This window comes from Geminicoccus harenae (assembly GCF_019800005.1).
In the GTDB taxonomy this organism is placed as follows: Bacteria; Pseudomonadota; Alphaproteobacteria; order Geminicoccales; family Geminicoccaceae; genus Geminicoccus; species Geminicoccus harenae.
Genome location: NZ_JABGCL010000008.1, coordinates 142,625 through 164,312, shown reverse-complemented (window position 1 = coordinate 164,312; position 21,688 = coordinate 142,625). Strand labels below are relative to the sequence as shown.

23 protein-coding genes are annotated in these 21,688 nt (G+C 69.2%); 15 read left to right on the top strand and 8 right to left on the bottom strand.

Annotated elements, in window-relative coordinates; translation table 11 throughout:
• Positions 1-184: 184 nt before the first annotated feature.
• Positions 185-379 (bottom strand): hypothetical protein, encoded by a 195-nt coding sequence (locus HLA95_RS09820; protein ID WP_191061345.1) that lies wholly within the window; start codon positions 377-379, stop codon positions 185-187.
• Positions 380-519: 140 nt separating this feature from the next.
• On the opposite strand from HLA95_RS09820, the gene HLA95_RS09815 reads away from it, so the two are divergent.
• From HLA95_RS09815 to meaB, 3 genes are all read left to right on the top strand, one after another.
• Positions 520-942, top strand: coding sequence for a hypothetical protein (locus tag HLA95_RS09815; protein WP_222183139.1), 423 nt, complete (start codon positions 520-522; stop codon positions 940-942).
• A 367-nt stretch (positions 943-1,309) separates the two neighbouring features.
• Positions 1,310-1,648: a hypothetical protein gene (locus tag HLA95_RS09810; RefSeq protein ID WP_191061343.1), complete on the top strand. Its 339-nt coding sequence runs from the start codon at positions 1,310-1,312 to the stop codon at positions 1,646-1,648.
• A 49-nt stretch (positions 1,649-1,697) separates the two neighbouring features.
• Positions 1,698-2,726: a methylmalonyl Co-A mutase-associated GTPase MeaB gene (gene meaB, locus HLA95_RS09805; protein ID WP_191061342.1), complete on the top strand. Its 1,029-nt coding sequence runs from the start codon at positions 1,698-1,700 to the stop codon at positions 2,724-2,726.
• Here the strand turns inward: meaB and HLA95_RS09800 are convergent.
• The gene (locus HLA95_RS09800; RefSeq protein ID WP_222183137.1) at positions 2,684-3,382 is read right to left on the bottom strand and encodes a hypothetical protein; all 699 of its coding nucleotides are present in this window, start codon (positions 3,380-3,382) and stop codon (positions 2,684-2,686) included. The genes meaB and HLA95_RS09800 overlap by 43 nt on opposite strands.
• Before the next feature lie 115 nt (positions 3,383-3,497).
• Here HLA95_RS09800 and HLA95_RS09795 point away from each other — a divergent pair, with 115 nt between their 5' ends.
• Entirely contained in the window at positions 3,498-3,920 is a 423-nt protein-coding gene (locus tag HLA95_RS09795; protein WP_191062508.1) for a GatB/YqeY domain-containing protein, read from the top strand.
• Positions 3,921-3,957: 37 nt separating this feature from the next.
• Here HLA95_RS09795 and HLA95_RS09790 read toward each other — a convergent pair whose 3' ends face one another.
• Both HLA95_RS09790 and HLA95_RS09785 read right to left on the bottom strand, forming a co-directional pair.
• A complete protein-coding gene (locus tag HLA95_RS09790) occupies positions 3,958-5,349 on the bottom strand; it encodes a class I SAM-dependent methyltransferase (RefSeq protein ID WP_222183135.1) in 1,392 nt (463 codons plus the stop codon).
• A gap of 103 nt (positions 5,350-5,452) precedes the next feature.
• Positions 5,453-6,187: an isochorismatase family protein gene (locus HLA95_RS09785; RefSeq protein ID WP_223861797.1), complete on the bottom strand. Its 735-nt coding sequence runs from the start codon at positions 6,185-6,187 to the stop codon at positions 5,453-5,455.
• 171 nt (positions 6,188-6,358) lie between these two features.
• Between HLA95_RS09785 and dapB the strand changes: the two genes are divergently transcribed.
• Positions 6,359-7,156, top strand: a complete 798-nt coding sequence (dapB, locus tag HLA95_RS09780; RefSeq protein ID WP_222183183.1) for a 4-hydroxy-tetrahydrodipicolinate reductase — start codon at positions 6,359-6,361, stop codon at positions 7,154-7,156.
• Between the two features lie 11 nt (positions 7,157-7,167).
• Here dapB and HLA95_RS09775 read toward each other — a convergent pair whose 3' ends face one another.
• Complete coding sequence (locus tag HLA95_RS09775) at positions 7,168-7,623, bottom strand: DUF4332 domain-containing protein (RefSeq protein WP_191060731.1); 456 nt, start codon at positions 7,621-7,623, stop codon at positions 7,168-7,170.
• Positions 7,624-7,983: 360 nt separating this feature from the next.
• Positions 7,984-8,475 (bottom strand): DUF2244 domain-containing protein, encoded by a 492-nt coding sequence (locus HLA95_RS09770; protein WP_191060732.1) that lies wholly within the window; start codon positions 8,473-8,475, stop codon positions 7,984-7,986.
• An 84-nt stretch (positions 8,476-8,559) separates the two neighbouring features.
• Between HLA95_RS09770 and nth the strand changes: the two genes are divergently transcribed.
• Entirely contained in the window at positions 8,560-9,255 is a 696-nt protein-coding gene (gene nth / locus HLA95_RS09765) for an endonuclease III (protein WP_191060735.1), read from the top strand.
• On the opposite strand, the gene HLA95_RS09760 is transcribed toward nth, so the two are convergent.
• Positions 9,189-10,676, bottom strand: coding sequence for an alkaline phosphatase family protein (locus HLA95_RS09760; RefSeq protein WP_191060733.1), 1,488 nt, complete (start codon positions 10,674-10,676; stop codon positions 9,189-9,191). The genes nth and HLA95_RS09760 overlap by 67 nt on opposite strands.
• A gap of 142 nt (positions 10,677-10,818) precedes the next feature.
• Between HLA95_RS09760 and HLA95_RS09755 the strand changes: the two genes are divergently transcribed.
• The 5 genes from HLA95_RS09755 to HLA95_RS09735 all read left to right on the top strand — a co-directional run bounded on the left by HLA95_RS09755 (position 10,819) and on the right by HLA95_RS09735 (position 15,987).
• Positions 10,819-12,084: an ABC transporter substrate-binding protein gene (locus HLA95_RS09755; protein WP_222183132.1), complete on the top strand. Its 1,266-nt coding sequence runs from the start codon at positions 10,819-10,821 to the stop codon at positions 12,082-12,084.
• Between the two features lie 68 nt (positions 12,085-12,152).
• Complete coding sequence (locus tag HLA95_RS09750; RefSeq protein WP_191062006.1) at positions 12,153-13,064, top strand: carbohydrate ABC transporter permease; 912 nt, start codon at positions 12,153-12,155, stop codon at positions 13,062-13,064.
• Complete coding sequence (locus tag HLA95_RS09745; protein WP_191062007.1) at positions 13,061-13,897, top strand: carbohydrate ABC transporter permease; 837 nt, start codon at positions 13,061-13,063, stop codon at positions 13,895-13,897. Before HLA95_RS09750 ends, HLA95_RS09745 begins: the two co-directional genes overlap by 4 nt.
• 28 nt (positions 13,898-13,925) lie before the next feature.
• Positions 13,926-14,957, top strand: coding sequence for an ABC transporter ATP-binding protein (locus tag HLA95_RS09740; RefSeq protein ID WP_222183130.1), 1,032 nt, complete (start codon positions 13,926-13,928; stop codon positions 14,955-14,957).
• A gap of 79 nt (positions 14,958-15,036) precedes the next feature.
• Entirely contained in the window at positions 15,037-15,987 is a 951-nt protein-coding gene (locus tag HLA95_RS09735; RefSeq protein WP_191061028.1) for an aminotransferase class IV, read from the top strand.
• 40 nt (positions 15,988-16,027) lie between these two features.
• On the opposite strand, the gene HLA95_RS09730 is transcribed toward HLA95_RS09735, so the two are convergent.
• The gene (locus HLA95_RS09730) at positions 16,028-16,384 is read right to left on the bottom strand and encodes a hypothetical protein (protein ID WP_191061029.1); all 357 of its coding nucleotides are present in this window, start codon (positions 16,382-16,384) and stop codon (positions 16,028-16,030) included.
• Between the two features lie 836 nt (positions 16,385-17,220).
• Between HLA95_RS09730 and HLA95_RS09725 the strand changes: the two genes are divergently transcribed.
• From HLA95_RS09725 to HLA95_RS09710, 4 genes are all read left to right on the top strand, one after another.
• Entirely contained in the window at positions 17,221-18,624 is a 1,404-nt protein-coding gene (locus HLA95_RS09725) for a M20/M25/M40 family metallo-hydrolase (protein WP_223861641.1), read from the top strand.
• 166 nt (positions 18,625-18,790) lie between these two features.
• Positions 18,791-19,915, top strand: coding sequence for a Re/Si-specific NAD(P)(+) transhydrogenase subunit alpha (locus HLA95_RS09720; RefSeq protein WP_191060583.1), 1,125 nt, complete (start codon positions 18,791-18,793; stop codon positions 19,913-19,915).
• 20 nt (positions 19,916-19,935) lie between these two features.
• Positions 19,936-20,223: a proton-translocating transhydrogenase family protein gene (locus HLA95_RS09715; protein WP_159712282.1), complete on the top strand. Its 288-nt coding sequence runs from the start codon at positions 19,936-19,938 to the stop codon at positions 20,221-20,223.
• An 11-nt stretch (positions 20,224-20,234) separates the two neighbouring features.
• Complete coding sequence (locus HLA95_RS09710; RefSeq protein WP_191060582.1) at positions 20,235-21,653, top strand: NAD(P)(+) transhydrogenase (Re/Si-specific) subunit beta; 1,419 nt, start codon at positions 20,235-20,237, stop codon at positions 21,651-21,653.
• The last annotated feature ends 35 nt before the right edge of the window (positions 21,654-21,688 follow it).

Here is a 21,688-nt window from a genome sequence, read left to right as displayed (position 1 = left end):
TGCGGCCACGGGTTTTGAGGCAGCTAGGAAGCCCTCTCTGTTGAACCTGCCGTGGTTGATCGAGGGCGGCACTGTTCCAGCATCTGCGTTGGCGGCACCGGCTTGAGCTGGTCCACATCACGTCCGCCAGCACAGTGCGCATCGTGGACCGTCCAGATGCAGTCACGTCGGCAGTTCACCAGCGTCAGCTTGGATCGGCACTCAGGCGTTCAACAAGTGATCGTTCGACGCGCGGGTTACTGACCAGAACAACCAGTACCTCATGATCGGCTGCCGCGTCGTTCATCTGCACCAGCAGGCGGCAAAGGGCTTCTCCGGGAGCGCCTGGATGGCTCTCCCGCCACATCTGCGGCCGGAACAGATCCAGGCAGCGCTGCAAGGGACGGTTCGGCTGGCAGGTCAGGCTGTAACACAGGCGCGCCCGATCTCCCGCGCCTCCACGGGCTTCATGCCTGCCCCGCACCTCGCACTATGTCACGTGGCGTGCCGGCATCACTGAGGTCGGCCTGGCTGGCTCACATGGACGAAGGTGCTCTGGATCAAACCGACATTGCTCCTGGCGCAGCGGGTCAGGCCAGATCGATTGGCGACTTTGGCGGTCTTATTCCGCTCTATGCCAAGGTCGCCGATGCCATCGTGGATGACCAGCCGGTCGTCGATGCCGGTCACGACAGCGAGGCCAGCGACCGCTTCCGCCAAGAAGGGCCAGGGATCGACAGCCTGATCCCGGCCAGGAAGTGTCGTCCCGCTGCTGTGCCCGCCACCTCCTGTGCCGGCAGGAGACGGCCAGAAGATGGGGTAAAGAGGCGATCTCTCGATCAGCCTAGCCATTCACGGCCTTCTGTAAGGGCCTTGGCAAGACCAACTCGTGACGAATTCGAGGTGGATCAGGCCGGTGACAGCAGGTGGAAGTCGGTGGTGATGTGGACGCGTTGGCCGTAGCGGACGGTGAGGGGGACGGAACCGGCTGAACCAGGCCATGCTGCGCTCGATGATCCATCGCTGCTGCCCGAGCTTCTCGCTATGCTCGATCCTGCGTCGGGCGTTATCCTGCGTCGGTGCAGTGCTCTGCGGCAGAAGCCAGATTCGCAGCCGCCGGATCAGGTCCGGGCGGGTTCTTGACCGCGTGCAGCTTGTCCGGCCGGTTCCCGGCCTGCCGATGCTGCCGAATCGGTGGCACCGCCTCGACCAGTGGCCCCTCGGCAGCATTCTGGCTGCCGTCCCTTTGGGCGACGGATCCATGGCCATCTGACCGTAGATGGGGCCGGGCCTGCCGCGGCCGGTCGGGCGCAGCCTCCGCCAGCAGGTCATGTCTGACCTGCAGTCCATCTCCTTCGGCAGGAAGCTCATGGATCGACAGCAGATGGTCGGCCCGATCCGTACAGCGGGTGCGGCCAGCACGGAGCAAGGACCCGATGGCTACGGGCAGCACGAACACCGTGCCTTCCAGTTCTCCGCGATCATCAACCTGCGGGCGGCCACTCCTCGGGTGTGGTCCACGCGTCGGCAGGAGTGGTTGGGCCACTCGGCGCACCGCGCCGACACGTGCAGCAGGTCTTGTGACGGGCTCCTGAGGCTGCGCCGTCACGAGGCGATTGTCGGCTCGTTCGCTCCTGCCAGCCGGCTGCCGCCACTATGGAAGCTGTGAACCGGGCTACCCTGGGCTTTGCCCAGCGGCTAGGTGGGGAGCGATGAGCATGACGAACATCGCGCCGGTGACCGCCGATCTGGCCAGGCGCCTGCTCGCCGGGGAGCGGGCGGCGCTGGCCCGTGCGATCACCCTGATCGAGAGCCGCAGGCCCGACCACCAGGCGGAGGCGCAGGCACTGCTGCGCCTGGTCCTGCCGCATGCCGGCCGTGCCAGGCGGATCGGCATCACCGGTGTTCCGGGCGTGGGCAAGAGCAGCTTCATCGAGGCGTTCGGCACCATGCTGACCGGGGCCGGGCACAAGGTGGCGGTGCTCGCGGTCGACCCTTCCAGCACGCGCACCGGCGGCTCCATCCTGGGCGACAAGACCCGCATGGCCAGACTGGCGACAGACCCTGCCGCCTTCGTCCGCCCGTCGCCATCGGCCGGCATGCTGGGCGGGGTGGCGCGCGCCACCCGGGAGGCAGGCCTCCTGTGCGAGGCGACGGGCTATGACGTGGTGCTGGTCGAGACGGTGGGGGTGGGCCAGTCGGAGACGAGTGTCGCCGACATGGTCGACCTGTTCCTCGTGCTGATGCTGCCGGGTGCCGGCGACGAGCTGCAGGGCATCAAGAAGGGCCTGATCGAGCTGGCGGACCTGATCGCGGTCAACAAGGCGGACGGCGAGCAGCGGCTCGCCGCGGAGCAGGCGCGCCGTCACTATGCCAATGCGTTGCGCATCCTGCTGCCCGAGGACGCGGCTTCACGTCCGGACGTGCTGACGGTCTCGGCCCTGACCGGGGCGGGTCTGCCCGAGCTGTGGGCGGGCATGGTGCGCTGGCTGGACCGGATGAGTGCCACCGGCCAGCTCGACCAGAAGCGCCGGACCCAACAGCTGCGCTGGCTGGACGCGCTGCTGCATGCCCGGCTCCTGGAGCTGCTGGCCCGCGATCCGGGCAGCGCCGCGGAGCTGGCGCGTTGCCGGGCGGAGGTGGCGGCAGGCACGGAGACGCCGTTGCGGGCGGTCGAGCGGGTGCTCGCCGCCTTCGCCGCGGATCAGAAGCCGAACCCGATGCCTACCCCGACCCTGCTGCCGTAACTGCCGAAGCTGCCGAACCCGCCATAGCCGACGCCGCTATAGCGGTCATAGGCGTAGCGCTCGTACGGGTCGGGGAACAGCCGGTCGCCCACGGCCTGGAGCAGGTCCGTCGCATCCGCCGGCGTGTCGCCGGCGGCGACCGCCCGCAGATGCGCCACCGTGCTGGGGCCGTCGCAGACCAGGGCGGCCACCCGCCGGCCGTCGCCGAACCCGGAGCCCAGCACCGCGTCGGGCGCGCAGGCGCGCCAGGGCGAGAGCTGTTCCGGCGGGCCGAACAGGAGCAGCACGCGCGGCCCGCTGTTCTGCGCCTCCGGCTGGATCGTGAAGTCAGCACCTCCCCTTACTCCTTGCGCCAGGGCCGCTGCCACTTCCGGCGGGGCCAGGCCGCCCGGTGCGGTGCCCGTGGTCACCACCGGCATCGGCCCGCTCCGGTTGACGTTCTCCAGCAGGGTCCGGGCGGAACGAGGGTCGCCGTCCGCGGCCGGCCCTACCTCCGGCCCACCGGCGCAGGCGCCAAGCGCCAGCAGCCCGGCCAGGCAGGCTGCGCGCAGCGGCGGCGATCCCGTCCTTCTCGCATGCGTCCCTGCCGTCCGCTCATCCCGCATCGTCGCAGCCCCATCCACCTTGCCGCAAAGGCAGGCCCGCCGCCGCGACACCGTTTCGCTCCCGGCTCCGCGACCCTACATCTGCATCAACGCCGGGCGATCTGCCCGGCTCCCTGCCGGGCCGCCAGCGCGCCGGCCGGGCTTCTTCCCCCTTCCGGACGATGTCATGGCCCTGTTCGATCAGCTCCGCTCCGACCGGCTCGCCGCGATGAAGGCGCGCGACGAGGTCGCCAAGAACCTGCTGGGTACCCTGATGGCGGCGGCCGGCAAGGACGACAAGTCGCCGGACGACGAGACGGTGGTGCGCACGGTCCGCGCCTTCCTCAAGAATGTCGAGGAAACCATCGGCCACCTCGCCGGCCGCGACACGTCCGTCCAGGAGCGTGAGCGCGCGATCCTCACCGGCTACCTGCCGGTCATGCTCGACGAGGCCCAGACCCGCGCCGAGGTCGAGGCGGTGGTCGCGGCCCTGCCCGAGCGCTCGCCACGGCAGATGGGCAAGGTGATGGCGGAGCTGAAGGCCCGCCACGGCTCGGCCATCGACCTCAAGCTCGCCAGCCCGATGGTGAAGGCGGCGCTGGAAGGCTGAGCAGCGCCGGTCGCTCCGGGCGGGCACCGGCACCTCGTCAGGCAGCCCGTCGGGGAATCTGGGCGAAGCGGGCGTTGCGCGAGCGCAGCATGGCCGGGCTGGGCTCGAAGCCTTGAGCCTCGCCGAGCCGGCGGGCGAACAGCTGGCGCCGCCGCTCCAGCTCCGGGGTGAATGCCCGGCTGTGCCGGTAGCGGTTGAGCCAGGGATACAGGAAGGCCCCGCCGTGGAAGCCGGAATGGGCGACCAGGCGCGCGGTTGCATGGATCAGCCCGAGCTCGGCCGTTTCGGGCGCATCGGCCGCCATCGCCAGCTCCCAGCGCGCCGGCCCGTCCGCATCACCCGCCTGGTCCGCCCGCGGCAGGATCGGCAGGAACGGCTCATCCAGGCGCAGTTGCCCGGCCTGCAGCAGGTGCAGGAGCGGGCGCATCGCCTCCAGGGCAGCGCCTCTCGCACCGGTGGCGGCCAGCAAGGCGGCCAGGGTGGTCAGCCGGGCCGGGCGGTCCATCAGGTCGACGAAGTCGCGCAGGCCGCCGAGCCATGCCCGGACCAGCCGCCCGGTCCAGGCGATCCGCGCCGGCAGCGGCAGGCCCGCCGCCAGCCCGGCCTCGATCCTGCGCACTAGATCCGGCCAGCCCGGGGCCAGCGGCCCCGGCAGGGGCGGGACATCCAGCTCAGCCCGTGCCAGTTCCTCGGCATGCGCCAGCAGGCCTCGCTCGGCCAGCCCGGCCTGACGCTCCAGCGGGCAGGCGATCAGATTGGTGGTGAAATCGTCCAGGAAGCCGGCATCGAGCGGTGCTGCCGCGCCAAAGCCCGGCAGGAGATGGTGCAGCGCATAGCCATGTTCCTGGAGCAGCAGGCCGGCCTCGCCGGCGGACCCGCCATCGGCCGGGCCGATGGGCAGCACCAGGATCGGCCGGGACGATTCCAGCAGTCGTCGGCTACCTGCGAGCATAGCGAGCGGGTCGGAACCGAGCCGGACCAACTCGAACGGCCCATGGTCCGCAGCCAAGCGGTCCAGCGTGGTAGCCGGCTGCGCGGCGCCGGTTTCCTCCGGCGAGGCGATCCGGGCCAGAAGGGGTGTCAGCGGGTCCAGGCGGTTGCCGGCGCGGATCGCCTGGAGGCGGGCATGACCTGCCGGCAGCGGATCGCAGGCCAGCACGGCGCCGGAGGGGCCGACCCGCCCTGTCAGCGTCGCCGGGAGGATCCCGCAGCCCGGTGCGGTGTCCAGCACGCGCCAGCCCGGCCGCACCAGCCGTCGCAGCCAGCCATGTTCCGGCTCGTACCAGTCCTCCTGCTCGAACATGACCCAGGACGCCATGGCGCCCAGATCGTTGGCGGCCAGGATCCGCACGCCGCCCGTGACCTCAATCTCGATCGCCTCACCGCGTCGGCGGGCCGGGTCGAGGCGCAGGTCCGCCCCTCCCGTCAATCGTCTGTGTCGCCCCGTCATGTCCTGTCCCGCCGGCCGCCATCCGGGGCGAGCATAGACGGCGCCGGTTAACGCATTCCTAATGGCCGGCCCATGCGCCGGGTCAGTCCCGGATCTCGCTGGCGAGCACGGCCCCGCGCGCGGCCATCACGTAGAGGCCCATATGGTGGGTGAGCGCCTGCGGGTGGGCGGCGGTGTCCGGCAGGCCCAGATGGCGGGCCGTCTCGAGCGGCAGATCGTAGGTGGCGCAGGCCGGCTCCAGCACCACGACATCGCGCAGCGTGGACAGGAGCCCGTGATTGCGCGCCGACAGCACGGTCGCGACGAAGTCCAGCACGCAGATGTCCGTGCAGATCCCGGTCACCACGATCGAGCGGAGCCGGTTGAGCGCGATCCAGTCCACCACCCGGTTGTGGGTGACGCCGTGACCCGGATGGGCCGGCTCGATCGCGCTGACGAAGCCGTTGATGCAGTCCGAGCGGAGCAAGGTGGCGAGCGGCTCGCCTTCCAGCCAGGCCAGCTCGTCGACCAGCTCCTCGTGGCCACTGCCGCGCAGGCAGTGGGGCGGGTAGGGCGGCTCGGGCCGGTCGGGCTCATGGGTGTCTAGAAAGGCCAGGATCGGGTGCCCGGCCGCCGTGAACCGGCGGGCGAGATCATCGATCTCGCGGATCATCCGGCTGACCTGCGGGTTCGGGACGGCGGGCGCCAGCGGACCGGCGCCGACCGTGCAGAAACCATGGACGACGTCGACAATCACGAGGCCGACTGGCCCCTCGCCAGGCGACCACGGCGCCATCGCGACGGGCAACTGTTCCTGGATCGATCCTGCTGCGCTCACCGCTGGCCCCTCCTAGTTGCGTTCAGCCCGCAAGCGGAGAGTAACGGCTCCCCGCGTGCGCGTCGCCTTGCTTGCGCCGTCCTGCGGAAACGGGCACCACCGCCGCGGCTGGTGATGGCGGGCGCAAGCCCCGCGCCGGCCGGACGGGGGCGGAGAGTGGACATGGAGCAGATCAAGGTCGGGATCATCGGCTGTGCCGGGCGGATGGGGCGCAGCAACCTCGCCGCCGTGCTGGATGCTCCCGGTCTGGCCCTGGCCGGGGGGGTCGAGCGCCCGGACCACCCGGCCCTGGGCGAGGACCTCGGGCTGCTGGCAGGCCGGGATCCAGTGGGCCAGCCGGCCAGTGCCGACCTCGCGGCACTGGTGGCGGCGGCCGATGTCCTGATCGAGTTCTCGAGCCCGGAGGCGACGCTGGCCCATCTGCAGGTCGTGGCCGCCGCCGGCAAGGCCCAGGTGGTCGGCACCACCGGCTTCTCGCAGGCGGAGTTCGCCGAGCTGGTGCGGCTCGCGGGCACCTGCCCGGTGCTCTGGGCGGCCAACATGAGCCTGGGCGTGAACCTGCTGCTGGGCCTGGTCGAGCGGGTCGCCGCCACGCTCGACGACGACTGGGACATCGAGATCCTGGAGATGCACCACCGCAACAAGGTCGACGCGCCATCGGGCACGGCGCTGGCGCTGGGCCGGGCGGCGGCTGCCGGGCGCGAGGTCCGGCTCGACGAGGCCGCGGTGCGCAGCCGCGACGGGATCACCGGGGCCAGGCAGCCGGGCACGATCGGCTTCGCCACGCTGCGCGGCGGCGATGTCGTGGGCGAGCATGTCGTGCTGTTCGCGGGCGATGCCGAGCGGATCGAGCTCGGCCACCGCGCCACCGACCGGCGGATCTTCGCCCATGGTGCGGTGCGGGCGGCGCGCTGGCTGGCCGGCCGGCCGGCCGGGCTCTACGGCATGCGCGACGTGCTGGGTCTCTGACTGGAGCGCCGCTAGCGGCGCAGCGACATGCCCAGCGTGCTGGCGGCATGGCGCGGATCGTCGACCCGCTTGGGCAGGTGCCGCGCCTGGGTGACCCAGTCCGCGACCTCCTCCGGCGTGGGCGAGCGGCGCGAGATCCGTTCCTGGCGATTATACTCGCGTACCCGGTGATGGAGCTGCGCCGGCTCTTCGGCGGCGAGCTGCGCCACCGTGCTGATGCCGATCTCCTCCAGGATCAGGCCGAACACCGCGCCCAGCCCGTCGATGCGCGCCAAGTCGGCGCGGTGCACGATGACCATGAGGTCGGCCTCGTCGAGCCTGGTCTGGGCCAGGAGGATGCGGCGGGCGGACTCGCTGCCGGCCGCGCGCAGCAACTGCTCGCAGGTGGTGATGCGGCGGCCCTTGAGCGCCAGGCGGATCGCCGAGGGCAGGCCGCGCAGCTTGCTGAGCGGCAAGTCGCTGGCCATTCGGGCGCCCTCTGACGAAGTCATTCTCATCGAGTTCATGTCGTCTTCGCCTGTCACGCACCGGGATCCTGCATTCGCGCCGTGACGGCTACACCTATAGCGCGAATCTCGTCTGCCGATACCCAGGCGAATAAGGCAAACATTGCTTCCGGTCCACATTCCTGATCGTCGCACCGGAAATAAGACCAGTTCAGCGAGGTCTTCATACAAAAAACCGACGCGGACCTTCAGATCTGGCTACCGGCTCGTGAACGCAACGCACCGTACGGTGCCGAGTATCCGGGTGACGATAGAACCTGTCCAACGGAATGTGTGTGGCTTCCTTCCGGAAATGGTGGAGACGAGCCGCACGCTTCCGGCTCAGAGCGGCATGAGGGTCTTGGTACTGCCCAGTGCGGTACGCAGCGCCTGTGCCAGCTCGGCACGTTCGCGCGGCGTCAGGAACGCACCGATATGCACTCTTGTGGTGTGGTCGCGGACCCGCACCAGGCTCAGATGGCCGGCCGGCTGGTCCAGCTCGACCCGGGTGAAGTAGGGCAGGAGCCGCCATTCGGCCGAGCGGCCGCGATGGTCGACCCGGCGGATGGTCAGCCGCTCCCGCACCAGGTGCACGGCCTCGAAGGCGCGCGCACGGCGCCGTACCACGGCAAAGCCCAGGGCCAGCGCCAGCACGTCCAGGCCGAGAAAGCCGATCACCGGCCAGGCACCGGCCAGGAAGGTGGCGAGCCCGATCGCGCCCGACAGGACGGCGAAGCCGCCCACCACCAGGATGAAGCCGTTCCGCGAGATCGGCGGGTTCGGGTAGATCACCGCGTCGAACAGCACCGGTTCGGCCACGGGGCGCTCGCTCATTGTCACCTCGATCGCAGGCAGCAACGGATATATGACCGGCGGCAACCCGGAACAGCCCCGACCAGGCGGACCATGAGCCAGGCCATGACAGCGGAGCGGGTCGAGGCGATTTTCGCCCGACTCGCCCAGAATGATCCAGCCCCGCAGACGGAACTCGTCTACACGACTCCCTTCACATTGCTGGTAGCGGTGGTCCTCTCGGCACAGTCGACCGATGTCGGCGTGAACAAGGCGACCAAGGGGCTGTTCGCCGCGGCACCGGATGCCAGGAGCATGGCGCGGCTGAGCGAGGCGGAGGTGGGCGAGCATATCCGCACCCTCGGCCTGTGGCGCAACAAGGCGAAGAACGTCGTGGCGCTGGCCCAGGAACTGGTGGAGCGCCATGGCGGCGAGGTGCCCCACGACCGGGCCGCCCTGGAAGCCCTGCCGGGGGTGGGGCGCAAGACCGCCAACGTGGTCCTGAACGTCGCGTTCGGCGAGCCCACGATCGCGGTCGACACCCATATCTTCCGGGTCGCCAACCGCACCGGCCTGGCACCAGGCAAGACCGTGGAGAAGGTCGAGCAGGGCCTGCTGGAGGTCGTGCCGGAGCAGTACCGCATGGGTGCGCACCACTGGCTGATCCTGCATGGCCGCTATGTCTGCAAGGCTCGCCGGCCGGAATGCTGGCGCTGCGTGATCGAGCCCTGGTGCCTCTACCCGGACAAGCAGCTCTATTCGAAGCGGCCGACCGGACCCGCCGGGGTCAGCAGTGCCGAGGACAGGCGGCGGTCGGCGTAGCGCATCCGCCAGGACAGCATGCCGGACGCGAGCCGGGCGTACACTGGCGCCAAGGCGGGGTCTCCGGCACGGTCGGCCAGCCAGTGCGGGTCGCTGGCGAGGTCGAACAGGAGGTCGGGCAGGCCGGCGAAGGCCACCAGCGCATGGTGCCCGTCCATCCGCACCGCCAGCCCGCATTGGTGGTCGCCCAGGCCCAGCGCGTTGCGGTGCCAGCCGGTCTCCAGGTCGCCGACATCGTGCTCGTAATGGACGGCATCGCGCCAGCGCTGCGGCTCCTGGCCCTGGATGAAGCCTCCAAGGTCATGGCCGTCGCACTGGAGCGGGACCGGCAGGCCCGCCGCCTGCATGAGGGTGGGCATCAGGTCGACATGCTCGGTGAACGCCGCCACCCGCCGGCCGCGGGCACCCGCCGGGTGGCGCGCGATCATCGGTACGTGGAAGGCCTGCGGGAAGAAGCCGGACTTGCCGATCATCCAGTGGTCGCCGGCCATCTCGCCATGGTCGGCGGTGAACAGCACCAGCGTGCGTTCCAGCAGCCCGGTTCTGGCCAGATGCGCCAGGAGGCGGCCGACATGGTGGTCCACCTCCTCGATCAGGCCCAGATAGACCTGCCGGATCCGTTGCAAGGGCAGGCCATCCAGGCCTTGCGTGCCGCCCAGATGCGGCTGGAACCAGTCGCCCAGGGGGCGGCGCAGATGAGCGGCCAGCCAGGGGTGCAGCAGGCCTTCGGCGGCCGGGTCCGCGCGGCGCACCGACGGGGGCAGGAGTTCCGGATCGACCGAGGCGTGCCAGGGAGCGGCGGCCACAAAGGGTGGGTGCGGCTTGATGTAGGAGAGGTGCAGGAAGAAGGGGTGGGGGCTCCGCCGTTCCAGGAACGCGATGGCCTGGTCGGTCAAGAAGGCGGTCTCGCTGTCCTCGGCCCGGAACGGCGCTGGGGCGCCCAGCGGGCCACCATAGAGTTCGGCCAGGGAGCGCTCGCCATAGCCTCGCTCCCGCAGATGCTCCAGCCAGGGCAAGGCACTCTCCAGCATCAGGCAGACCGGCCGGTAGCCGGGTGCGATCCCCTCGTAGGTGAGGAGGCGCGGATCCGTGGCAGGGAGGTCACGCGGGTCGGCGCTGGTGTCGGTATAGCCGAACAGGATGGGATCCCAGCCCGCCTTGTGCAGTTCCACCGCGAGCGTGGTGTGGCGCCGGTCGAGCGGCGTCCCGTTGCGGATCGAGCGGTGGTTGAAGCCGTAGGTGCCGGTGTGGAGGCAGGCGCGCGACGGCCCGCAGGGAGTCATGTTGGAGAAGTGCCGGGTGAACAGCACGCCGTCCGCGGCCAGCCGGTCGAGGTTCGGCGTGCGCACGGCCGGGTGGCCGACCGCGGAGAGGCAGTCGCCGCGCCACTGGTCCGCCGTGATGAAGAGAATGTTCAGCACGCCTGCCCCCGCCGCCGCGGGCGATGGTGACGCGGGAACGGCGCCTGGGCAACCGGGCGGCCCGGGTAGGCAGGAGGGGTGGACAAGCGGGAGCGGTGCGCGCCACCCTTCCGGCGGAAACGAATGGTCGGGGAGAACGACGATGCCGAAGCTCGCGACGTTCGCGGCACTGGCCGCCCTGATGGTCGGCGCCAGTGCGCAGGCTGCCACGATCTCGATCTCCTGCGGTTCGGTCGGGGCGGAGCTGGAGTTCTGCCGGACCGGCGCGGAGGCCTGGGCGAAGCAGACCGGCAACGAGGTGGAGATCGTCTCCACGCCCAATTCCGCCACCGAGCGCCTGGCGCTCTACCAGCAGCTGCTCGCGGCCGGCTCGGGCGATGTCGACGTGTTCCAGATCGACGTGGTCTGGCCGGGCCTGCTCGGCAGCCATTTCCTCGACCTGTCCGGCGAGTTCTCCCAGGAGGAGGTCAGCGCGCACTTCCCGGCGATCATCGAGAACAACACAGTGGAAGGTGCACTGGTGGCGATGCCCTGGTTCACCGATGCCGGCCTGCTCTATTACCGCAAGGACCTGCTGGAGAAGTACGGCCTGCAGCCGCCCGAGACCTGGGAGGAACTGTCCGCGGCCGCCAAGCAGGTCCAGGACGGCGAGCGCGCCGCCGGCAACGACCGGATGTGGGGCTATGTCTACCAAGCCAAGGCCTATGAAGGGCTGACCTGCAACGCCCTGGAATGGATCGACAGTTTCGGCGGCGGCCAGATCGTGGATGCGGAGGGCAAGATCACGGTGGCCAACCCGCAGGCGGCAGCGGCCCTGACCTGGGCCGCCTCGACCGTGGGCCAGATCTCGCCCGAAGGCGTGCTGAACTACCAGGAGGAGGAGGCGCGCGGCGTCTTCCAGGCCGGCAACGCCGTGTTCATGCGCAACTGGCCCTATGCCTGGGGGCTCGGGCAGGCGGAGGACAGCCCGGTCCAGGACAAGATCGGCGTGGCGGCCCTGCCCAAGGGCGGCGAGAACGGCAAGACGACCGGGACGCTCGGCGGCTGGCAGCTCGCAGTCAGCAAATATTCCGACAGCCCTGCCGAGGCGATCGACCTGGTCCGCTTCCTGAGCTCGCCCACCGAGCAGAAGCGCCGGGCGATCGAGGGGGCCTACAACCCGACCATCCCGGCCCTCTACCAGGACACCGACGTGCTGGAGGCGGCCCCCTTCATGGGCGACCTCTACGAGACCTTCACCAACGCGGTGGCGCGGCCGGCCCGGGTGACCGGCGCCAGGTACAACCAGGTCAGCGCCGAGTTCTACAACGCGGCGCACCAGGTGCTGAGCGGCCGGGCCGAGGCCGCGGCGGCGCTCGATGCGCTGGCCGACCGGCTGGACCGGCTCAGCCGCGGCGGCCGCTGGTGAGCCCGGCTGCCGGGAGCACCGTGCAGGCAGGGGCATCCGGCCGCGCTGGCAGGCAGTAGGCGGGCGCCATGGCAGGGCCGACCATCTCCCGCCTGACCCGGACGCGCACCCGGGCCGCCTGGCTGTTCCTGGCGCCGATGCTGGTGGCACTGGCCCTGGTGGCGGCCTGGCCGCTCGGCCGGACGGTCTGGTTCGCCTTCACCGACGCCAACCTCTCCGACATGGGTGCGGCCGGGTTCGTGGGCCTGGCCAATTTCGAGTATCTGCTGACCGACCCGGACTGGTGGCGCTCGGTCTGGAACACGCTGTTCTTCGCCCTGGTCTCGGTGTCGATCGAGACGGTGCTGGGGCTGGCCATCGCCCTGGCGCTCAATGTCCACCTGCCCGGCCGCGGCCTCCTGCGTACCGCCGTGCTGATCCCCTGGGCGATCCCGACCATCGTCTCGGCGCAGATGTGGGCCTGGATGCTCAACGACGTGTACGGCGTCCTGAACGAGCTGCTGATCCTCTTGGGCATCATCGACCAGGGCATCGCCTGGACCGCCAATCCCGATACCGCCATCTGGGCGGTGATCATGGTGGATGTGTGGAAGACCACGCCGTTCATGGCGCTCCTGCTGCTGGCCGGCCTGCAGATGCTGCCGACCGAATGCTACGAGGCGGCGAAGGTCGACGGGGTGCATCCGGTGGAGGTGTTCTGGAAGGTCACCCTGCCGCTCCTGATGCCGGCCCTCCTGGTCGCGGTGATCTTCCGCCTGCTCGATGCGCTCCGGATCTTCGACGCGATCTACGTGCTCACCGGCAACAACCAGGCGACCATGTCCATGTCGGTCTACGCCCGCCAGCAACTGGTCGACTTCCAGGACGTGGGCTTCGGCTCGGCCGCCTCGACCCTCCTGTTCCTGACCATCGCGCTGTTCACCGCGGTCTACCTGACGCTCGCCCGGATCGGCAGCGGCCAGGCGGAGGAGCGACCATGAGCCGCCGCACCCGCCGCCGGCTCGGCCGGGTCGGCTTCTACCTCCTGATGGCGCTGATCGTGCTCTACGCGGTCTTCCCGTTCTATTGGGCGATCGTGAGCTCGTTCAAGCCGGGCTCGGAGATGTTCCGGATCGACTTCTTCCCGCCGCCCAATCTCGCCAACTACTACGCCGTGTTCGCCGAGCAGCCGTTCGGCCGCAACATCCTGAACTCGCTGATCGTGGCCTCCGCCGTGGTGGTGCTGTCCCTGGCGCTGGGGCTGCTGGCCGCCTTCGCGCTGGGCAGGATCCGCTTTCGCGGCCGCTCGCTGCTCCTGTTCACCATCCTGGGCGTGTCGATGTTCCCGCAGGTGGCGGTGCTGTCCGGCATGTTCGAGCTGGTCCGCGCACTCGGCCTCTACAATCGGCTGCCGAGCCTGGTCCTGAGCTACCTGATCTTCACGCTGCCGTTTACCGTCTGGGTGCTCACCACCTTCATCCGGGCACTGCCCAAGGAGTTGGAGGAGGCGGCGATCGTGGACGGGGCGAAGCCCTTCACCATCGTGACCCGGGTATTCCTACCGCTGCTGGGCCCGGCGCTGATCACGACCGGCCTGCTCGCCTTCATCGCCGCCTGGAACGAGTTCCTGTTCGCGCTGACCTTCACCCTGTCCGGCGAGCAGCGCACCGTGCCGGTGGCGATCGCCCTGATCTCGGGTGCTTCGGCCTATGAGCTGCCCTGGGGCAACATCATGGCCGCGAGCGTGGTGGTGACCGTGCCGCTGATCGTGCTGGTCCTGATCTTCCAGCGCCGGATCGTGTCGGGGCTGACCGCCGGGGCCGTGAAGGGGTGAGTGCCATGCTGCGGCCGGGGGGAGAGTGATGGCCAGGATCGAGCTCGCCGGAGTCGGCAAGCGGTTCGGCTCGGTGGAAACCATCCGGGACGTGAACCTCGACCTCCATGACCGCGAGTTCGTGGTGTTCGTCGGGCCTTCGGGATGCGGCAAGTCCACCCTGCTCCGGCTGGTGGCCGGGCTGGAGGACGTCAGTGCCGGCGAGATCCGCTTCGACGGCGAGGTGGTCAACGAGCTGACCCCGCCCGAGCGCGGCATCGCCATGGTGTTCCAGTCCTACGCGCTCTACCCGCACATGAGCGTGTACGAGAACATGATGTTCGGCCTGAAGCTGGCGAAGACCGACCGGGCGGCGGCCGAGCGGCGGGTGCGCGAGGCGGCGCGCATCCTCCAGCTCGACCGGCTCCTCGACCGCAAGCCGCGCGAGCTGTCCGGCGGGCAGCGCCAGCGGGTTGCGATCGGCCGGGCGATCACCCGTGACCCGAGGGTCTTCCTGTTCGACGAGCCGCTCTCCAACCTGGACGCCGCGCTGCGGGTGCAGATGCGCATCGAGATCGCCAAGCTGCACCGGCGGCTGGACGCGACCATGATCTACGTGACCCACGACCAGGTCGAGGCGATGACGCTGGCCGACCGGATCGTGGTGCTGGATGCCGGCGAGGTCCGCCAGGTCGGCACGCCGATCGAGCTCTACCAGCATCCGGCCAACCGGTTCGTCGCGGGCTTCATCGGCTCCCCAAAGATGAACTTCCTGCCGGCCACCTACCCCAAGGGCATTGCGATCCCGCACGAGGCGGTGGAGGTCGGCGTGCGGCCCGAGCATCTGCGGCTGGGCGAGCCGGCGGATGCATCGGTGGAGGGGCGGGTGCTGGCGGTGGAGCGGCTGGGGGCGGAGAGCTGGGTCTATGTCGACCTGGGCCTCGATGACCCGCTGGTGGTCAAGCATGCCGGCATGGCCGACCTGCCGCCGGAGGGTGCGGTGACGGTCGGGCTGCCGGCCGAGGCCTGCTACCTGTTCGACGGGCAGGGGCGCAGCCTGCCGCGGGCCGCCTTCGGCTGAGGCTCGCTGCGCTGGCGCTTCCCGTCCCGTCCTTCTACGCTGTCGCAAATGGCCTTCGGTGCAGGGGAGGGGCGAAGCGATGACGTTGCCGAACGAGCGGGTTGCGTGGTTCAACGGCGAGTTCATGCCGGAGCGCGAGGTGCGGATCCCGTTCCGCGATTCGAGCTGGATCTATGGCGACGGCTGCTTCGACATGACCCGCAGCTTCGGCCACAAGCTGTTCAAGGTGAAGGAGCACGTCCAGCGGCTCTACCGCTCCCTGAAATATCTGCGGATCGACCCGGGCTATGGGCCCGAGGAGATGTGCCGGCTCAGCGAGGAACTGTTCGAGCGCAACCGGCACCTGCTGGGCCCTGACGACGACTACTGGCTGGCCCAGCGGATCAGTCGGGGCGTGCGGCCGGTAGAGGGCGACAATCTCGACCATCACGGGCCGAACATCGTGCTGGAATGCATGCCGCTGCCGTTCCGCCAGCGCGCCAGCCTGTACGAGGAAGGCATCAAGGTGGCGGTGCCGTCCGCGAGGCGCACCCCGCCGGAAAGCCTGAGCCCCAGGATCAAGTCGCACAACTACCTGAACCTGATCGTGGCGAGCCAGGAAGTGCACGCCATGGACCCATCGGCCTGGGCGATCCTGCTCGACATCAACGGCAACCTGTCCGAGGGCCTGGGCTCCAACATCTTCGTGGTCAAGGACGGGGTGATCCTGACCCCGCACGAGCGCTACGTGCTGCCCGGCGTGTCGCGGCAGACCGTAATCGACTTGGCGAGGTCCGAGGGGCTGCGGCTGGAGGAGGCGGATATCGACCTCTACGACGCCTATAATGCCGACGAGGTGTTCATCACCTCGACCTCGCTCTGCCTCTGCCCGGCCAGCCGGGTGAACGGCGTGGAGATCGGGCCCAAGGGGCAGGTCTGGGGGCCGGTCACGCGCCGGCTGGCGGACGCCTATTGCCGGCTGGTCGATTTCGACTGGGTGGCGCAGTACCGCCGCCATCTCGACCCGAGCGCGCCGTCCCGGCCGTTCTGACGGATACCTGTGCCTGAGTGCTGCTCGATCCCGAGCGCGCTCAGCGCAGCTCGAAGGTCTGGCCGTCCACGGTGATCACCGTGACCTCGAGCAGGTGCGGGTCGGTGAGGCTCGGGTGGCCAGCCACCACCACCGGGGTGCCGGGGGCGAGCTGCGCCTCCGTCAGGCCCTGCGCGGCCAGGGCCGCGGGCGAGTCCAGCAGGCAGCGCCAGCTCTGCTCCTGCGCAGCCAGCACGACCACGAGCTCGGGCGGGCGATAGGTCACCTCCGCCACCGGGGCCTCGATCGTCAGCAGGGCGTTGGGGTCGAAGCCCGCCGGGACGTCCCGGCCTGGAGGTGCTGCTGCGCATCCCGCCAACACGCCCGCGAGCATGGCGATCGTCACGCGCCGGTGCATGGTCGTCTCCTCGGAGGGGCCGATGTCTTCCAGGCGGGAATGACCACGGCATAGCCCTGCCTGGGAAGCGGGTGCTCCCAAGAAAAACGGGCAGCCGGTTGCCCGGCTGCCCGTCCATCCAGCCTGACCCACTGTGCGAGCCAGTGGCGGCTGACCATACAACTGCGACGCAAAACAGGCGCCGGCTAAAAATCTAGTATCGCACGCAGCACATATTCATGAGGATTTGTCTCGCGCAGACGCAGGACCTCGGGGATCGATCCGAAGTAATTCTTCGGCTCATCAATCTTGAGGAAACGGCTCCTGAACGTCCGATGCGATCCGTATCTTCGTCACGAGGGCAAGGCGTCAGCGACGAACTTCATCGCGGGCGACCTGACCTGGGGACGGCCGTACGTAACTATCACCTTTTTGAGTGCCAATCTGTCGGCACGCGCACAATCTCCGATTTTGAACGGCTGATCAACTATTTCCTGCGACATAAAACGTTCAAGATCTAGCTTTTCCAGGAAAAGCCGGCCAGTGGCTGGCAAGGTGAAACGGCTGGCAGGCAAGATCAACCGTTACCATTCACAAGCTGAACCACCCGGACGATGCAACGCAGTCATCCGGCAAGCATGCCGGAGTATGCGGGTTATTGCCGGAAGCGTCGGCCTTTCGCCCGGCCATACCAACCTGGGACCCGAGGTGACAGGTATGTTCTGTTTTCGTCGTTCCGGTTACTTCCGGAAAGACATGCGGGCCGATCCCGGGGAGCCCGTCTCGCCCCTGGTCGCGCCTCGCGCAGGCTGGTAGCAGCCAGCCACAATCTGACCGCTGCCGGAGTAGCCGATCCCGTGACCCAGCTCGAACTCGCCCCCGTCCTGGCCGAGGTGGATCGGCAGTTCCCGGCGGCGCTGGAGCGGCTCAAGCAGTTCCTGCGCTTCCCCTCGATCGCCACCGACCCGGCCTATCATGCGGCCAGCCGCGACTGCGCCGCCTGGCTGGCGGCGGAGCTGGGCGCGATCGGGTTCGAGGCAGGGCTTCGGCAGACGCCGGGCATGCCGATGGTGGTGGCTCACCATCCCGGCCCGCCGGGCGCGGACGTGCCGCATCTGCTCTATTATGGCCACTACGACGTCCAGCCGGTGGATCCCGTCGAGCTGTGGGACAGCCCGCCCTTCGAGCCGACCGTGGTGGGGGCGCCGGGGGCGGAGCGGGTGGTCGCGCGGGGTGCCGTGGACGACAAGGGTCAGGTGATGACCTTCGTCGAGGCGTTCCGCGCCTGGATGCAGGTGCACGGCACGCTGCCCTGCCGGGTGACCGTGTTCGTCGAGGGCGAGGAGGAGGGTTCCTCGCCGTCGCTCGAACCGTTCATGCGGGCCAACCGGGACGAGCTGCGGGCCGATCTGTGTCTGATCTCGGACACCGGCATGGTCTCTCCTGACCAGCCCGCCATCACCACCTCGCTGCGCGGCCTGGCCTATGTGGAGGTCACGGTGCACGGGCCCGCCATGGATCTCCATTCCGGCATGTATGGCGGGGTCGCGGTCAACCCGAACAACCTGCTGGTGCGGATCCTGGCCGAGATGACCGACGCCGACGGGCGGGTCACCATCCCCGGCTTCTATGACGGCATCGAGGAACCTTCGCCGGCGGTACTGGCCTCCTGGCGGGACTTCCCGGTCACCGAGGCCGAGTTCCTGGGTGCGGTCGGCCTCACCGGCCCCCATGGCGAGCGCGGCCGCTCCTTCCTGGAGCGCAACTGGACCAGGCCGACCCTGGACATCAACGGGATCTGGGGCGGCTATACCGGCGACGGCACCAAGACCGTGATCCCGGCCAAGGCGTCCGCCAAGATCAGCGCGCGGCTGGTGCCAGGGCAGCACTGGGAGCGGATCGCGCCGGCGATCCGCCAGTTCGTGGTGGACCGGCTGCCGCCCGACTGCCGCCTGACCTTCCAGGATTTCGGCTCCTCGCCCGGCATCACCGTGCCGACCGAGGGGCCCTGGATCGAGGCGGCGCGCGCCGGAATCCGGCAGGTGTTCGGCCGGGAGCCGGTGCTGATGGGCTGCGGCGGCTCGATCCCGGTGGTCGGCAGCATCCGCGAGATCCTGGGCATGGACACGCTGCTGGTGGGCTTCGGCCTGGATGACGACCGGGTGCACAGCCCGAACGAGAAGTTCGACCTGATCTGCCTCCGCCGCGGCATCGCCACCCACGCGGCGCTGCTGGACCGGCTGGCGTCCGTGCGGCGCTGACCACCGCCGGCGGGAGCACCCCGGACCGGCAGGAGGAGGCCGGCTGCGGCCGCCTGCCGTGCCGGCCGGGTGCATCTGCCCACTTGCCGGATCGGTTTCGCTTCCCTAAGGCGCCCTGGGTGCGACATCGTAGCGCCCGATCAACTCTCGGCGGGAAGAGCGTCCAATGCAGATCGGGGTGCCGAAGGAGCGCGCCGCGCACGAGCGTCGTGTCGCGGCGACACCAGAGACGGTAAGAAAGCTGAAGGCGCTCGGGGTCGACGTGCTGGTCGAGGCCGGTGCCGGTGCCAGTTGCGAGATCGCCGACCAGCTGTTCGCCGATGCCGGGGCCACGATCGTGCCGGATGCGGCCGCCGTGTTCGCCGCCGACATCGTGCTGAAGGTCAAGCGGCCGGACGAGCGCGAGATGGCGCTGCTCCGCCCGGGCCAGGTCCTGGTGGGTCAGCTCGACCCCTACATGAACAAGGACCAGGTGCAGGCCTATGCGGGGAAGAAGGTCGCGGCCTTCGCCCTGGAGCTCCTGCCGCGCACCACGCGCGGCCAGGCGATGGACGTCCTGTCCAGCCAGGCCAACCTCGCCGGCTACAAGGCGGTGCTCGATGCGCTGGAGCATTATGCCCGCGTGATGCCGATGATGATGACCGCGGCCGGCACGGTCACCGCCGCCAAGGTCTTCATCATGGGGGCTGGTGTGGCCGGCCTGCAGGCGATCGCGACCGCACGGCGCCTGGGTGCCGTGGTCACCGCCACCGACGTGCGCCCGGCCGCCAAGGAGGAGATTGCCTCCCTGGGTGCCAAGTTCGTGGGCTTCATCCCCGAGGGTGCCGCCACCGCCGGCGGCTATGCCCGCGCACTCACGGCCGAGGAGCAGGCCAAGCAGCAGGAAGTGATTGCCGAGCACATCAGGAACCAGGACATCGTGATCACCACCGCCCTGATCCCGGGCCGCAAGGCACCGGTCCTGGTGACCGAGGCGATGGTGGCTTCGATGAAGCCGGGCTCGGTGATCGTGGACCTGGCGGTGGAGACCGGCGGCAATGTCGCGGGCTCGGCGGTAGGCGAGGTGGTGGAGAAGAACGGCGTGAAGATCGTGGGCAACCCGAACGTGGCTTCCCGCCTAGCGCCGGCCGCCTCGACCCTCTATGCCCGCAACCTCCTGAACTTCGTGACCCTCCTGGTCGACACCGAGACCAAGGGGCTGGTCATCAACCGCGAGGACGAGCTGATCAAGGGCACCCAGCTCACCGATGCGAATGGTGCCGTGGTCCACGACGCGTTCCAGGCCGCCTGAACGACGCTGGAGAAGAGAACATGGAACTGATCGATCACAGCGTCTTCAACCTGATCATCTTCGTGCTGGCGATCTTCGTCGGCTACTACGTGGTCTGGTCGGTCACCCCCGCGCTGCATACGCCGCTCATGGCGGTCACCAACGCGATCAGCTCGGTGATCATCGTGGGCGCCCTGGTGGCCATGGGCTCCGGCAGTACCATCGCCCTGGTGTTCGGCTTCATCGCCGTGGTTCTGGCGGCGGTGAACATCTTCGGCGGCTTCGCGGTGACCCACCGGATGCTCGCCATGTTCAAGAAGCGCGGCTGAGGAGTGCCCGGATGAGCCCCAACCTCGCCGCCATTGGCTACCTGATCGCCGCGGTCTGCTTCATCGTCAGCCTGCGCGGACTGTCCTCGCCGGCCACCTCCCAGCGCGGCCTGCAGGCCGGCATCCTGGGCATGGGCCTGGCGATCGTCATCACGCTCCTGTCCCTGCAGCAGCCATCCGTCCTGGCCTACGTGCTGATCGCCGCAGCGCTGGTGATCGGCGGTGGCGCCGGCTTCTACATCGCCCGCACCGTGGCGATGACTGCGATGCCGCAGCTGGTCGCGGCCTTCCACTCCCTGGTGGGCCTGGCCGCGGTGTTCGTCGCCGCCGGTGCGTTTGCCAGCCCCGAGGCCTTCCACATCCTGGTGCCGGGCACCACCGACACGATCAAGGGCCTGTCGCTCGTCGAGATGGGCCTGGGTGCGGTAGTCGGTGCCATCACCTTCACCGGCTCGATCATCGCCTTTGCCAAGCTGCAGGCGATCATGGGCTCGGCGCCGATCATGCTGCCGGCCCGCCACCTCATCAACATCGCGATCGGCGTGGCCATCCTGCTGCTGCTGATCTGGCTGATCGTGGCGCAGAGCACCACCGCCTTCGTGCTGCTGATCCTGTTCTCGCTCCTGATCGGCGTGCTGCTGATCATCCCGATTGGCGGCGCCGACATGCCGGTCGTGGTGTCGATGCTGAACAGCTATTCCGGCTGGGCGGCGGCCGGCATCGGCTTCACCCTGAACAACCAGGCGCTGATCATCACCGGCGCCCTGGTCGGCAGCTCGGGTGCGATCCTCAGCTACATCATGTGCAAGGCGATGAACCGCTCGTTCATCTCCGTGATCCTGGGCGGGTTCGGCGAGAGCGGCGGTGCCGCCGTTGCCGGTGGCGAGCAGAAGCCGGTCAAGTCGGGTGCTGCCGAGGACGCCGCCTTCATGATGCAGAACGCGCAGAAGGTCATCATCGTGCCAGGCTACGGCATGGCGGTGGCCCAGGCCCAGCACTCGGTGCGCGAGCTCTACGACGCGCTCACCAAGGAGGGCGTGGAGGTCAAGTTCGCGATCCACCCGGTGGCGGGCCGCATGCCCGGCCACATGAACGTGCTGCTGGCCGAGGCCAACATCCCCTACGACGTCGTCTTCGAGATGGACGACATCAACAGCGAGTTCGGTCAGGCCGACGTGGCCTACGTGATCGGCGCCAACGACATCACCAACCCGGCCGCCAAGACCGACAAGACCTCGCCGATCTACGGCATGCCGGTGCTCGACGTGGACCGGGCCAAGGCGGTGTTCTTCGTGAAGCGCTCGATGGCGGCCGGCTATGCCGGCATCGAGAACACGCTGTTCAGCCAGGACAACACGATGATGCTGTTCGGCGACGCCAAGAAGATGACCGAGTCGATCGTCAAGGCGATGAGCGGCGGCGGGCACTGAGCGGCCGGCATCTGGCGATGCATGGCGACGGCGCC